This window comes from Treponema sp. JC4 (assembly GCF_000260795.1).
Taxonomy (GTDB): Bacteria; Spirochaetota; Spirochaetia; order Treponematales; family Treponemataceae; genus Treponema_D.
In genome coordinates this window covers 1-14940 of sequence record NZ_AJGU01000023.1, presented here as the reverse complement: position 1 = coordinate 14940, position 14940 = coordinate 1, and the positions used below count along the sequence as shown (strand labels likewise).

At 38.6% G+C, this 14940-nt stretch carries 10 protein-coding genes; 1 reads left to right on the top strand and 9 read right to left on the bottom strand.

Annotation, left to right across the window (positions count from 1 at the left end; all coding sequences use genetic code 11):
* Positions 1 to 50: 50 nt before the first annotated feature.
* Together MSI_RS09335 and MSI_RS09330 are read right to left on the bottom strand one after the other, a co-directional pair.
* Positions 51 to 1382, bottom strand: coding sequence for a sugar ABC transporter substrate-binding protein (locus MSI_RS09335; RefSeq protein ID WP_009106154.1), 1332 nt, complete (start codon positions 1380 to 1382; stop codon positions 51 to 53).
* A gap of 141 nt (positions 1383 to 1523) precedes the next feature.
* Positions 1524 to 3350 carry a family 43 glycosylhydrolase gene (locus tag MSI_RS09330; protein ID WP_009106152.1) on the bottom strand — a complete coding sequence of 609 codons (1827 nt, stop codon included), beginning with the start codon at positions 3348 to 3350 and terminating at the stop codon, positions 1524 to 1526.
* A 225-nt stretch (positions 3351 to 3575) separates the two neighbouring features.
* Here MSI_RS09330 and MSI_RS09325 point away from each other — a divergent pair, with 225 nt between their 5' ends.
* Positions 3576 to 4508, top strand: a complete 933-nt coding sequence (locus MSI_RS09325) for a transcriptional regulator (RefSeq protein WP_009106150.1) — start codon at positions 3576 to 3578, stop codon at positions 4506 to 4508.
* A gap of 50 nt (positions 4509 to 4558) precedes the next feature.
* On the opposite strand, the gene MSI_RS09320 is transcribed toward MSI_RS09325, so the two are convergent.
* The 7 genes from MSI_RS09320 to MSI_RS09290 all read right to left on the bottom strand — a co-directional run bounded on the left by MSI_RS09320 (position 4559) and on the right by MSI_RS09290 (position 14523).
* Positions 4559 to 6793, bottom strand: a complete 2235-nt coding sequence (locus MSI_RS09320) for a beta-L-arabinofuranosidase domain-containing protein (RefSeq protein ID WP_050983922.1) — start codon at positions 6791 to 6793, stop codon at positions 4559 to 4561.
* A gap of 135 nt (positions 6794 to 6928) precedes the next feature.
* Positions 6929 to 7876 (bottom strand): hypothetical protein, encoded by a 948-nt coding sequence (locus MSI_RS09315; protein ID WP_009106146.1) that lies wholly within the window; start codon positions 7874 to 7876, stop codon positions 6929 to 6931.
* A gap of 69 nt (positions 7877 to 7945) precedes the next feature.
* The gene (locus tag MSI_RS09310) at positions 7946 to 9925 is read right to left on the bottom strand and encodes a glycoside hydrolase family 43 protein (RefSeq protein WP_009106144.1); all 1980 of its coding nucleotides are present in this window, start codon (positions 9923 to 9925) and stop codon (positions 7946 to 7948) included.
* Positions 9926 to 10044: 119 nt separating this feature from the next.
* Positions 10045 to 11433, bottom strand: a complete 1389-nt coding sequence (locus MSI_RS09305) for a hypothetical protein (RefSeq protein WP_009106142.1) — start codon at positions 11431 to 11433, stop codon at positions 10045 to 10047.
* A 12-nt stretch (positions 11434 to 11445) separates the two neighbouring features.
* Positions 11446 to 12153, bottom strand: a complete 708-nt coding sequence (locus tag MSI_RS09300; protein ID WP_009106141.1) for a hypothetical protein — start codon at positions 12151 to 12153, stop codon at positions 11446 to 11448.
* 14 nt (positions 12154 to 12167) lie between these two features.
* Positions 12168 to 13595: a hypothetical protein gene (locus MSI_RS09295; RefSeq protein WP_009106140.1), complete on the bottom strand. Its 1428-nt coding sequence runs from the start codon at positions 13593 to 13595 to the stop codon at positions 12168 to 12170.
* Positions 13596 to 13638: 43 nt separating this feature from the next.
* Entirely contained in the window at positions 13639 to 14523 is an 885-nt protein-coding gene (locus tag MSI_RS09290; RefSeq protein ID WP_009106137.1) for a LamG-like jellyroll fold domain-containing protein, read from the bottom strand.
* Positions 14524 to 14940: the final 417 nt, after the last annotated feature.

Sequence of the window (14940 nt, the reverse complement as noted above, 5' to 3'; positions counted from 1 at the left end):
AAAAACGACGCCAAAAACGCTTATAATCAAGTCAGATTTCTGACAAGATATTATTTTTTGCCTTTACGAGCGCGAGCAAGACCTTTATCAAGCTTTTTCTGCATCTTAGGCTGTTCAAGTTCGCAGTATTCTTTAGCAGTCATCTTTCCATCAAGAACCTTCTGAATACCAATGAAGAACTCATCAAACCAGTCTGCAGTGTAGGTAAAGTCCTGAGGCCATGCACGTCCAGTTTTTGAAATGATGTTCAAAAATTCCTGGCGGTTAGCAGGACTTCCCTTTGCAACATAACGTCCAGCCATAGACTTCAAGTTAGGAACCTGAAGGTCTTTATCGCAGTACATTTTGTTTGCTTCTTTATCAGCAGAAAGGAACAAAGCAAGTTCAGCAGCAGCCTTTGGATTTTTTGCGTTTGCAGCAACAGCATAACCAACACCACCACGCCATGTAGCAGTCAAAGCTTTATCTGTGTGAACTGGCCAAGGAATAAGGTCATATTCAAACTTCAAAGTTTTGTTGAAAGCTGCCAAGTCCCAAGGACCTGCTGGGAAGAAGGCAAGCTCACCTTTAAGCCAGCGCTGGTATGTATCAAGTGACTGAGCCTGTGAAGCAGATGGTGTTACAGGACCGTATTTTTTACCGTCGATTACTGTTCCACCCAGAGTCATGTCAGCCCAGAACTGCAAAGCTTCTACGAATTTTGGATTTGTGATATCAACCTTTGTTTTTGTAGCATCAAGGAAATCTGCACCGTTTCCCCATACGAACTGAATGAATGACCAGCGAACGTTCAAACCAGTTCCAAACTGATCAGCCTGACCGTCACCGTTCTTATCTTTTGTAAATTTTTCATTTACATCCATCCATTCTTTCCATGTGTAAGGAACGTCTTTGCTTGGAAGAGGAATCCCCTCTTTTTCAAACATTGTTTTGTTATAAGCAAGGGCAAAAGGTCCGAAATCTTTTGGCAAAGCCCAGATTTCTTTTCCCTGTCCAAGAATTGCGCCATCATAGCGGTAGCAGTCAACTGCACCTTCGTAAAGATCAGAGAAGTCTACACCCTCTGCATTCTGTACATATGGAGCAAGGTCAAGAACTTTTCCGTTATCTACATAAAGACGAACAGCACCTGGTCCCAAGTAGAAAACATCAGGGAGCTGATTAGCAGCAAGCTGAGCCTGAATTTTTTGGTCATATTCGGCCTGAGTTGAAGTAATAAAGTTTACCTTTGTACCTTTGTGTGTTTTTTCGAATCGGTCGATAACCTGATTCAAAATTTCTTTTTCCTGAGGCTGTGCATAAATCATCAAAGTGATTTCATCAGCAACAGCAACTCCTGCAAAAAGCAAGCCGGCAGCAATAGCGGCTAAAGTCTTTTTCATAATACGTCCTCCTAAAACATATTTTTTAATTATACTTTAATTTTATACCGATTTTTTTCGTTGTCAACAACTTATTTCGATATTTAACATTTTTTTACGTTTTTTATCGAAAATTATTGTTATTAATACAACAAACCGTTATTACTTCTTACCCTTCTTAGCTTTTGCCGGTGCAGAACGATTTCCAAAGAGATATTCACCAGTTTTTTCAGAATCCAGTAGGGAAATTGAAAGTTTTCTAGCTTTTTTACCTGTCATTTCATTCCAGTCGTAAGAATCAAATACAAAACCCTTGAAATTTCCGATTAAATCAGAAGATTTTGAATCCTTTAAACTTACTGTAATATACTGTCTGCCCTCTTCATCATTCCCGTTTAATTCAAGATTTCCCGAATAAGCTCCGGAAATTTTTCCATCAGCATCTATAACAATCTTTTTCGATACAGTAGGATTTGCATCTGCAAGATTTGCATCTACAGGTTCTCCATAAGCAAAACCACTGAAAGGTCCTGTTTTATTATCACGTACAGTCAGAACTACTTCATAAGTTCCAGCCACAGATTCCATTGTAAATTCAGAAGTTTTTTCACCTTCTTCCAAAGGAAAATATTCATTCTGATCAAGAAGGGGCCAGCCCTCTTCATTAAAGAACATCTGATTTACCTGAAGATAAAAGAACCAGCCCGGCAGGAAGTTTGTACGGGCATGACAGGCAAAGAGAATTTTCCCCTCCTGATCCCGCATGATACTCTGTCCTCCCTGACAGCGGAAAGGCTTACCGGTTTTTCCAAACTGAAAAGCTCCCTTAATCTTTGAACCGATTGTATGAAAATATGATGAAGTAAGCCCGTCAAGGAGCATTACTTTTCCACCAGCATCAAGGTAAGGACCAGTAACTTCCTTACTGCGTCCGACTCCTACACGATAGTCATGATCAAGATTTCCCATAGAAACAAAAAGGTAATAGTATCCTGTAGAAGAATTATAAATTACCTGCGCACCTTCATAAGCAGCGCCATAGCCGCCGCCAATTGCAGTTCCAAAAGCGCCTCGTACAGAATCAGCAGTATATTCAATCACCTTTCCGTCGGAAGGATTTACAGGCTTTAACGAAGCTTTATCCACATACATAAAGGCAATTCCACCCTTCCATGAACCATAAGTAAGACCGTAACAGTCACGCCCTTTTACCTTATACTCCATCAATTTTCCAGTCGCAACATCACTCACAAATTCAGGGTCAATACAACCAAAACCGGAAAGCCAGCCTACAGAATCACCATCTTCCTGAGTCTGAGTGTTGTAAATACCGGTGTTATAACAGGTATTGGAGTTTTCATTATCAGAAGAAAAATCCTCATACAAATCTTCCTGCATTGAATAACGGATTACTCCAGACGATTTATATTCAACTCCAAGTTTTTTCAAAACCGCCGCAATTTTATCGCTGTTTTCAGCAGCAATCTTTGCAGGATAAAAAGGACCTTCAGCGTTATCAGCAATTGCAAGGGTAATTTCCGCTGTAGGATAATTTTTACTCACACGGTCAGTAATAATTCCATGCATCATATAATAAAGCCCGTTAGCCTTAATTACAGTTGGAGCCCAGGAAGAAGCTTCATCTTCATCATCAAAACCAACCCATTCCATCCATGCTTCGTCCCAGTAATCCTGCAGGGCAGAATCGCTGAGACATTCCCACTTTACAAGATCTTCTGACTTTCTGATTTGAAGACCTTTTCTTCCGCGCCCACCAATAGAAGCATCAGTTGAATAAACATAATAAGTACCGTCGTCATCCTGAAAGATTTTTGGGTCATGACAATTTAAAGAGCCCCACTGCCCCTGAACCGGATTATCGGTTCCCAGATACTTTGAACGAACATAAGCTTCGAGCGGTTCTGCAAAAAACTGACCTGCACAAAAAGTAAAGGCCGCAGCCGAAGCAAGCAGAAATTTTTTGTTCATATTTCCTCCTGAAAACTGTTGCAAAACGTAAATTGATTTTTATTGTTTTTTATCGGTTATTTTTGATTTGCAACTAACTTATTTGCAGTATATTGCTTAAGCAACCGGTTGTAAAGGTAAATTATTGTTATATTTCTTAATACTTAATCATTTTTATTGATTTAATACTATGTTTTTATAACGATTTTTCTTGATTATTTATTTTCAAGGTAGTATTATTGTACTATGGAAACAGTAACAGAAGCAGAGAGAACTCTCATCATAAATCCGCTGAAAGATTTAAACGTACTAAAAGCACTGGCAAGTGAACCAAGAATCCAGATGCTGGAACTTTTGCGTAAACAAAAGCTGAATATTAATGAAATTGCAGAAACCATGAAGCAGCCCCAGTCTACGGTTGCAACAAACGTTTCTATTCTTGAAGAAGCAGGTCTTCTTATTACGGAATCCGCTAAAGCAAAAAAAGGAAACCAGAAAATCTGTTCACCGGCTTTTAATGAAATTCTTGTAAAATTCCCTGAGCCGGAAAATACAAAGAAGAATTTTGTTGAAATTGAAATGCCTATCGGGCTTTTTACCGATTATTCTGTATCAGCGCCTTGCGGTCTTTGCTCTCCTCAGAAAATCATTGGTATGCTTGATTTACCAGACTCATTCTTAAATCCTGAACGCATGAAAGCAGGACTTTTGTGGTGTACAACAGGTTCTTTTGAATATAAATTTCCTAACAATACCCTTTCTGACCCACGCGAAGTTACAAAACTTGAGCTGAGCATGGAACTTTCATCAGAAACTCCGGGAACAAATCCAAACTGGCCAAGTGACATTACAATCTGGATTAACAAAACTGAAATCCTTACCTGGACATGCCCTGGTGATTACGGCGACCATCAGGGAAAATATACTCCTGACTGGTGGAAGCCGGAAGGAAGCGCTTACGGACTGCTCAAGCACTTTTCAATTAACAACGAAGGAAGCTTTATTGACGGCATGAAAGTTTCTGACGTAAAACTTGAAGACATCCACCTGAAGGACCATCATTCAATCCGCGTCAGAATCGGAGTAAAAGAAGATTCACAATATGTAGGCGGCATGAATATCTTTGGAAAAGGTTTTGGAAACTACGACCAGGGAATTGTGCTGAAGACTTATTATTAATTTCCACAAAAAAATAAGGGGCTGTCTAATTAGACATCCCCTTGTTTTTTTTAATTTTCAGCTTTTACGGCACGGATTTCAAAAATCTTCATACCGGAACTTCCGGAAATTACAAAGTCCTTTTTAGATTTAACAGCCTTTTGCGGAAGATCTATATAAATATCTTTAATTCCATTACCCTGTCCATCAGCTTCAAAAGTCTGAATTAAATCTTTTCCACACTTAACAGAAAAACTTCCCTTATCTTTAGCATAAAGACTAATTACTAATTTGATTTTTTGATTTAAAAGGCAGTTTAATTTATATGAAAGATATGAATCTTTACTTTCAAACACCCTATAATTCATGTCAACTTCGTTTAAATAACCGATTTTAGTCCCCGAAGTTTTATACTTGTGTTCAATCTCACTTTGCTGGCGTCCACATTCAATAAAATCAAGAGTAATTTTACTAAAAGCCTTTGTTCTCTCATCTTCCTCCTGCTTCTGTGAAGAAAAATAGACAGTATAATAGACATGATGAATATCATAAAAAGGACGGAGAATATATTTCAGTTCCGAATCTTCAGAATCAGGCTGCATTGTAAAAACAAGCTTTGCAGTATCTGTAAGATTAATCCACTTTTCAGGGCTTTTTAAATCCTGTCTTACAGTTTCAACATATTCACTACTTCCTACGTTCATATAAATCAGATGGTCATCAACTATATCTTCTGGTAAATCTTCGTTTCCAAGATCGGCTGCAAGCACCAAAGGTCCGTATTTTACAGCAAAATTTCCAGAGTGATCTTTAGCCTTATAAATACTAAGCTTCATAGGAAGACTAAGTTCAATTTCACTTTCAGAAGAAAGATTTCCAAAATCAATATATCCGTCTTCCCCAGCCTTTTCAGCCATCTTATCAGCCCAGCCAGGTTTACGAACTTTCAAGCCTTTATTTTCTTTTCCCCTTTCCAGAACCTTGATTTTTACAGCAGCATCATATGGAAAATCAGTTTCAACTTTTACCTTCCAGCCATCCTCTGTTTCTACAGTTGCAGGAATAAAGAGATTTATATAAAGGACATCATCAAAATCACAGGCTATAAAACGATTATAACGGGAAGGATTTTCAAGACCTGTACCGGTACAACACCACATTGCATTATCATGACTGCAGTAAACTTTATGAAAGCCCTGCTGCATGCTCACAAAATAAGTTTTTGCTCCTGTCTGCGGATCTTGAGAAGCAAGAATATGGTTATAAAGGGCATTTTCATAAAAATCTGCAATATCAGAAGTTTTATTCCATGCAAAAATATGTTCTGCCAGCTCCAGCATATTGTATGTGTTGCAAGTTTCGCAGGTATCGCGCATTAAAGGCTCTTCAAACTCCCGCCCAAAATGTTCACCTTTAGAATTTCCTCCAATTGCATAGCTTCTGTTTTTTGTAACGGTTTCGAAAAAGAATTCTGCGGCAGTTCTGTATTCAGATTTACCAGTAAGCTCATAAAGCCGTGCAATTCCTATGAATTTTGGAATCTGAGTATTTGCATGATACCCCTGAAGTTTATCTTCTTTTTTTGAAGCAGGATCAATTATTTCATGATGAATCCAGCGTTCAGCTTCAGAAAGATATTTTTTATTTCCTGTAATACCGTATAAATCTGCAAAGACTTTACACATTCCACCGTGTTCACAGGTAAGCATTTTTTGAATTGAAGAATCGCTTAGATTTTTTGTACCATTTATAGCCCAGTCAGCCATTTTAAATACAATTTGTAAAGCATCTTCATTACCGCCATAAACATAAGCATCAATAAGACCTGCGTAAATTTTATGAATTGAATACCAGGGAACCCACCAGCCTGCAAGAGAAAAACGTTCAACTTCAAAATTACCGCCAGAATAAAAAACTTTATCAAAAGAATCTGAAGGAATTCCTCCAAAATATCCGTCCTTTCGTTGAAGCTCTTTTATGAGGTCTATTGTGTAATCCAGCTTTTCCTTTGCATCCTGTTTTCCAGTCTGATAATAAAAGCCGCTCAGGGCACTTAAATAATGTCCCAGCATGTGCCCTTGAATCTGTCTGTTTTCCCAACCGCCATAATTTATAGCACAAGGATTTTTCCCCAGTGCCCTGTAACACGGGGCAAGCATTCTGTCAGGCTCATATTCCAAAACATATTCCAGTCCAAGCCTTTGTGATTTTTCAAACAAGGAATCTTTTTCTAAGTTGATTTTTTGAGCATACATTAAAGAAACTCCCACAAGCAAAATTGTTATAGATAAAAATATTTTTTTCATATTCCTCCCCTTATCCAAAAAAAAGCCGTGACTGCACAAAAGGATTAGGAACAAGACAGTCACGGCAAAGTTATTTTTAATTATTTTTACTTCCACCGCGCAAAAAGAAGGACAAAACACGGAGGAAGATTTTTTTTAATTCTCTTCTAAAAGTTTATTGACTTCATTTTCAGAAAGTCCTGTGAGTTCAGCAGTTTCTTCAACAGTAAAGCCACTGTTCAGAAGTCTTTTTGCCGTAACACGAGCTTTTCTGCTAGCCGCAGAAGCTGAATCATCAGAAACAAGGGCCGATGTTTCATCCTCTAAAACAGGTTCAACACCTTCTATTTTTTCACAGAAATCTGAAGTAAACTGATAAACCACATCATTAATGCAGGAAGGTATAAGAGCGCAAAGTTCTTCTTTATCGTAAACATCACCAGTGCGATAAGAAACCCATTCACGGCAGTTAGACTTATACTCACTGTTCAAAATTATTTTTCCAGAGGCATCAGAGGCAAACACTTTTAAGCTTACTCGAGGAGTAAGGCCTTTTATATGAAGTCCGTCATCACTGACCTTAACCTTCTGAAAGGTAAAGGCTGCATAAAGAATGGATTTTGCCCCGGCCTCCTGGGAAATTTTTCTTGCCAGAGCCCGGCTTGCGTTTGTCCGCATATGATAACCGGTGGCAGCTGCACTTGTTCCTGAAAAAACACCACCGGAAGCTTTGCTGTTTTTCTTGTAAAAAGAAAAATCAGGATTTGTGGACGGCTGAATTACAGAAACTCCGCACATTCGTAAGGCTGAAGCCAGAGACTTTTCTGCGCCGTCAATGCGCTCCTGAGTGAGGGTATATTCCGGGTTTTTACTGTCTATTGCCCTGTTTACAATGCCGGTTATAAGACCATCCCCAGTCTGCTGTACATCGTATGCTGAAGAACGGTCTTCTTCATACCAGGGAAGTCCGGTATTGGCATAAACCGTTGCCACAGCAAGAGGAGAATAATCTGTCAGGTTAACCTGGGGCAGAGAGGCACAGGAAATAACAAGGCAGCTTAACAGAGTTGTAAAAAATAATGCATAAAAAGTTCTCTTTTTCATATAATCATCTCTTGCTTACAGATTATAGGAAGTCTTAAAAAAATCAAGACTTCCCAAAAACATTAAATTCTAGCGTTTATTACCCCAAAAATATTCACCAGCCTCTGCATCAGATTCGGTGCTTGAAAGGCTTGTAAAGGTGATTGTATATCTGTCTACCCTGCTGCCCTTTCGTGCCCAGTCAAGAGCATACATAAAGTATCCCTTGAAAGTTCCCAATTCACTTCCGCTGGCGTCTTTAAGGGTAATAACAGCACTGTATCCGTCAGAAGAAAGCTCTACAATTCCAGAGTAATTAGAACCTGAGATTGAGCCGTCACTGGCAATTTTCATAGTCTTACTTTCTGTAGGCTCTGCATCCTCAAGACTAGCTACACTTGCACTTTCATTCATACCAGATGTAAAGGTACCGGAAGTTGAACCGCGGACAGTAAGGATTGTATCGTAAGTTCCTGCAATATCATCTAGAGAAAGTTTTGTAAGACTTTCAGTACCATCTGAAGTATAATCGCTGAAGTCACTGTAATACTCATTCTGATTCAAAACCGGCCAGCCGTCTTCGTTAAAGAACATCTGATGAATCTGCAGGTAGAAGTAATAGCCGTACTGGAAATTGGTGCGGGAATGGCAGGCAAAGAGAATTTTTCCATTATTACCTCGCAGCACGCTGAGTCCGCCCTGACTTCTGAATGAATATTCATTGTAAAGTACATGACTTCCAATAATCTTTGAACCATATGAATGGTATGAACTGGCATTACTGCTGGTCAGGAGCATGCTCTGTCCGCCGGCATCCACATACCCACCTTCAATTGAAGAACTTCTGCTGACTGTACAGCGGTATTCATAATCAAGGCCACCACATGAAGTAATAAGATAATAATAACCGGTTTCACTGTTATAGAAGAGCTGGGCGCCTTCGTAGCCTGCTCCGTAGCCGCCGGCAATGCGGGTTCCAATAAGGTGATAGGCAGAAGAATTTGACGGGTAAGCAAGTTTATTTGCCTGATCCAGACTCATATCCAATTCATCGCCTAATGTAACAGAAACTGAGTTCTCACTGCTGTCGGTATAGGAAAAAGCCTCGTTTGCAACAGGCTTTAAGCTTATTGCATCCACATAGATTAAACCGATACCATAAAGCCATGAACCGTAAATCATTGCATAGCAGATATTACTTCCGATTGTATATTCCATAAGCTTTCCTGTAGAAATATCGAAAACAAATTCCGGGTCAATGCAGCCCAGACGGCTGTTATTTGAATCGCTGTAATCAGGATTATCAATCTCATTTCCATCAAGAGAAGAATTTGCTGTGCGCGTTTTTCCGCTCATTGCACTGTAGCGTACAAGGAAGTTCTGGCTGTAGTTTACGCCAAGATTTTCCAGTTTGGTCTTTATTGCATTCACATTGCTGTCACTGCCGCTATAGCTTGAAACATAGCTTGCAGGATAAAAAGGTCCAAGAGGACTTGAAGCAATGGCAAGTACGATGGAAGAAGCCCAGTTAGTACCGGAAGTATGAGCTACATCAGCATTTACACCATGATACATGTAATAAAGTCCATTCTGCTTAATTACTGTTGGTGCCCAGCTTGAAGCAGTATAAGATGTATTATTCTGCACAGTCTCATTTGAAGAAGCTGTAAAGCCTTCCCATGCCAGAAAATCTTCATCCCAATAGCCCTGAATACAGGACTTTGAGCTGACAGTCCAATTAACAAGATCTTTTGAATAGCGGACATTTAAACCTGTATATCCGATATTTCCAGTTGAAGCATCGGTTGAATATACATAGTATGTGCCGTCATCATCCTGGAAAAGTTTTGGATCGTGGCAGTTTGCCATTTTCCAGTTGCTCTGAGATTGCCCTGAATCAGAAGTACCATTTGAATATTTTGTCTTTACATAATCTGCAATCACACCTGAAGCAGAGCTGCTGTCTGACGAATTGTCATAAGAGGCGCAGGAAAAAAACAGTAAAGAAACAAAAAGTCCTGCTGCAGCAGAATAAAAGGCTTTTTCAGCACTTTGAATTATTTTTTTCATATAAAAAAAATCCGTCTAAAAATCATAAAAATAACCGCCGCCACAACCAATTCCGCAGAGCAGAATTGGTTAAGACGACAGTAGACAAACCGCCGGCTGTAATTTTACTTACGCCGTCGTCAGTACCAGAAACAGAACTTGAAAGGAACACGGTAAACCAGACCGTCTACAGTGTTTGCACTTTCAAAGCGCTGGTACTGGATTTCAACACCAGTCTGGAAGTATCCATTCTGGAAATCCTTCTGAAAATATGGATATACATAGCATCCAAAATATTTTCCAGGTTTTCCTGTCTCAAGAGTTTTTCCAAGCCCTCCATCAGCAGTTGCTTCTGTACAAGCCTGCATCCAGTCCCAGCCCATTGATAAATCGTCTGCATAACCAGAGCTGATTCTTCCGCTTGTGCTGAATGCTTTTCCATTGTTATCAAATGCAAACATGATGTTTGTATTTAAACCAATCTTATAAGAAGTACTTGGAATGGCATGAATTGCGGCTAAACCTGTGATGTTATAAAGCAGCTTAGTATTTGCAGCAATATAATGATCATCTGCATAGAACAAGCGGTCTTCAAAGTTGAATGTCCATGTTGGAATCACATTTGTCTGACCAGAAAATGCTATGTAATGAGCTGTTGCAAACTTACTTTCAACATCTCCATTAAACTTTGTTGCTTCTGCATCGCGATAACGGAAATCATAGCTTGCATTAAAGCGGAAATACTGGAACAAAGTTGGAAAATCTAACTGAATGTATGCTTCACCAAATGCACTCTTAGAATACGTATTTGTTGCAGTACGTGCATTATCGTCATCAACTCCGGTGTAGTATTCACCAGGATGCCAGCCTGTATTTACAACAATGTTGTATTTTTGCCAGCGATACTGAGCGTGAAGCTTTGTCTTTTTGTAAAGAATATTCCAGTTATCTTCATCTAAATAGTTTGGAGCCAAAGGAAGACCCGCAAGAATTCTAAATCCTGTAAGAGGATTAAAAACTGGAATCCATTCAATACCTGTAAAATACTGCCCTTCAGAACGGCTTGCAATATCACGGATATTCTGGGCACCTAAAGCGTAACCACCATAAATATATCCGCAATTCCACTCTTCCCATTTTCCAGTATAGGCAACAATCTGACCATTCCAGAAGCTTGCGCTTAAATTAGCCTGATGAAACATGGTTGCATACTTTACAGCAGTAGCAGTGTTATAATCATAATAAAGGTTATACCATTCTCCAAGACTGCTATCCAGACGAACTCCAATATTAAAGTTCAAATTTGCAGCAACTGCATTTAAGTTCAATTCTGTTCGTCCGTTATAGAAGGACCCCTGTTCTGCAGAAGCTTCTGTATGATCCCAGTCTCCAGTTCCTTCGCGGGCAAACTGCTGACCTACACCAAAAACAGTGTAATCATTGTATCCATGAAGCGTAACACTTTGTGCCCATGAAATAGTTCCAGCAAAAAGAGCCGCAGCACCCAAAATAATTTTGTTCAATTTCATTTCACTGCCCCCTTAGTCCTGAGCCGCATCATAGCTGTAAAGCAAAGCGGCATTTGTATCATTCAAAGCCTGTGTTATATACAGATTTTTCATCTGAATACCTGTAGTCATAGTTTCTCCGGCAGTAATATCACTTATGAATACCGCATTTTCATCTTCAACTTTGACAGAACCACCATTAAAAGTTGTAGAAGCTGCATATGTGAGTGCCAGTTTTCCATTCTGATAGAAACAAATAGATCCGTCTGTATTAAAACTGATAGTTACAAAACAAGCCTTGTTATAATAAATCTGATATGCGGCTGTACTATAGTCTGGAAAATCAACTCCCACACTTGCAGCGGCTTCATAGATATTATCTTTATAAGTTCCATCCGGCTTATAATCCATTGTTGAAAGTCTGATTACTGTCTGCACAGTTTTTAAAACATCTGTCCAGTCGCTATCATATGTATTTAACATATTAAAACTCACAGCAACGCCGTCACCAGCCTTAAAACCACTACAGTAAAATGTAGAGTTTTCGTTACAGGCACTTTTTTGTACAGTTCCTATAACACTTACACTGTCACTAATATCAATAGTTCCACTAGTAAGTTTTTGCTCAGTAAAGGTCTCCAGTTCATCCCCCAGAGAACTTCTTAATTCCATGTTGCAGCCGGAAAAAGCAATTGCCAGCAAAAACACAAGCATAGAAATCAAAATCTTATTTTTTTTCATTTTATGCCTCCGTTCTAGAAGTTGAACACAAGGCCAAGTGGAACACGGTAACTAACAGCAGTATTTGTATCATTCTTGCCAATAGCGGCAGAGTACAAAACTTCAATACCAGCTTTAGCATAACCGTTTGCAAAGTTGTACTTTACATAAGGAGCAAAGTACAAGCCAATATATTTTGTAGGATCACCTGAAGCAGGAGCACAGGTAGAAGGCATATTGTTCCATCCAATCTGCAAATCATCAAAGTGATCACGAGAAATAGCTGCATAGCCATCAGAAGCTGAATATGTAAATGCAGTTCCGTTTGCATCCTGAGCATAATTTCCTACAAAATCAAGGCCGGCACAAAGTTTTGTTCCAGAGAAATTCCACTCTCCAGAAAGACCAAGCTGCTGCATAAAGAGTTTTTCATCACTTGCGATGTAGTCATCATCTGCATAGAAGGTACGGCTTTCTGCAGCAAGACTAAGCTCACTGAGAGGAATAAGTTCGCTAAAATCAGCTGAAAGTCCGAAATAATGGGCAGCAGCAAAATGTTCTTTTGTTTCGTAAGAAAGAGCACCATTAGACATTCCAAATGATTTATAAGATGCATCATCACGGTAGCGGAAGTCATAACTTACATTGAACTTAATTCCAAGCCCCAAAGTATCAAACAGTTTTGTCAAATCAGCCTGAACAAAAGCTTCGCCAAAGTAGTTATCCAAAAATGCAGATGTACTTGAAGAAGCATCATAAGCTTTAACACCTGTGTAATAAGTTCCAGGTCTCCAGCCAGCAGTAAATTTTCCTACCCCTTCAAGCTCGTAACCAGCAGCAACTTTTACTTTTTTATAGAGATTTTTCCACTGGTTAGATTCACGGTCATTCTGAACACCATTTCCGCCAACCGGAAGAATAGGGATACCAGCAAGAAGGCGAAGACCACGAATGATATAAGGAGTAACTTCAATTGCAGTAAAATACTGACCTTCCTTGCGGTCTGCAAGATTACGGATATTCTGACTTCCAAGAACATAGCCGTCAAAAATATAACCGGCATTAAAGTCTTCAAATTTTCCAAGGAATACATTCATCTGCTGATTGAAGAACTGAACTTTCATATTACCCTGATAAAAAGGTGTACCATCATAGGAATCTGTATAATCAGTGTAATATTCGCTGTCATCATTTAAATTAAGAGGAAGTTTTAATCCAAGATTAAATTCAAAATTTGCTGCATTAAGTTTTAAATCAACGCGATAAAAACTTTTTTCAATGTCATCTTCAAGACCTGCTCTTGCATCGGTATGATCCCAATCAGCATCACCAGTTTTTGAAAAAGTCTGTCCTACACCATAAGCGGTTGCATCAACCTCACCATGAAGCTCTAAACTCTGAGCTCCAATAGAAGCTGCACACAAAAGAAGTGCTGCTCCTGTAATTATTTTATTAAGTTTCATAATATTACTATCCTTAAATTTCTAATTATTTAATTTCAAAAAATTACTCAACTTCCAGTGCTGCAATTTCATCAGCAGTAAGTGCACGTGGGAACAAGGCTACGTCTGAAATGTAAGCACCTTCATCAACATAACCAGCAGCCCAAATCAAACCAGGTCCGACACTGAACGTATCTGCAGTTGCACTCCAATATGTATTTGCCCAGTTTGAGCCATCAGTAATTGTTCCCTCTGTAACTTTTGCTACTCCGTCAATATAAAAACTATAAGTAGCTTCATTCATTACGATAACGACAGTATGCCAGTTTGCATCAGTCCAAAGATTAGCCATATCATCAAAGTAACCGGCTGAATTTGCATGAATAGCTCCACTTTCATAGATACCACAGTAAGTCCATTCGGAACCTGCTTTACAGAAACCTAATAAAGTATCGTAACCATTCTGCCCTTCAGCATTCTTCACACGTGCATAAAGAGTAACAGAAGTTGCATCAGTTCCTGCAAGTGGATTTGAAGCAGTAATTTTTGCACCAGTTATATCTGGAGCTGTTGTTGTACTCTGTGCAGCATAAGCATCAATTACCTTTCCGTAAGTTGTGTCATCTGTAATATAAGTTGAAGATGCAACTTTTGACACGTTCAAAAGATAACCTTTTTCATCACTTCCGAGCCAGTCATCAGTTGTATTTCCAGAGTTGTATAAATCTGCACCTGAAGCAAGAAGAGTCTGTACATCTACACCAGCATTAAGCAAAGTTTGAACACTTACACCAGAATTCAGCATCTGTCTTGCAATGGATGTCTCATCATTTTCATTCAAACGCTCACTTTCATTATTGAGACTTAGATCACAGCCTGCAAATAAAAGTGCCGTACCCAAAATATAAGTTGCTATCCGCAGCTTACACTTTCCAACATTTTTTTTCATCTTTTTACCTCCACCGGGCACAAATTGCGCCCATACTTATATCAACACCTTTCGGTACTTAACAACGACTTTTCTTGATAAAAACCTTTTAAATTTATGATAAAATGCTTTATTCAGCTAAGTCAACATAAATTTTCATTATTTTTGTTATTTTTCAACTTTTTTCGTTATTTAACCTAAGAATATTCTAAGAAATCGATTATTTTGGGTATAAAAGCCTATTTTTAACATATATTTATAAATTTATCACAATTTTTATTGTTATAAACTTTCTTAAAAACATAATTATTTGATATAAATTAGTAATTTCATTTAAAGAATTTGCATAAATTTGAATCTTGAGCTAGGATAAAATTTATCAGATATCAATTTTTATTAATTATAAAACGACTTTTCTTGATATATAAAAAACTAATA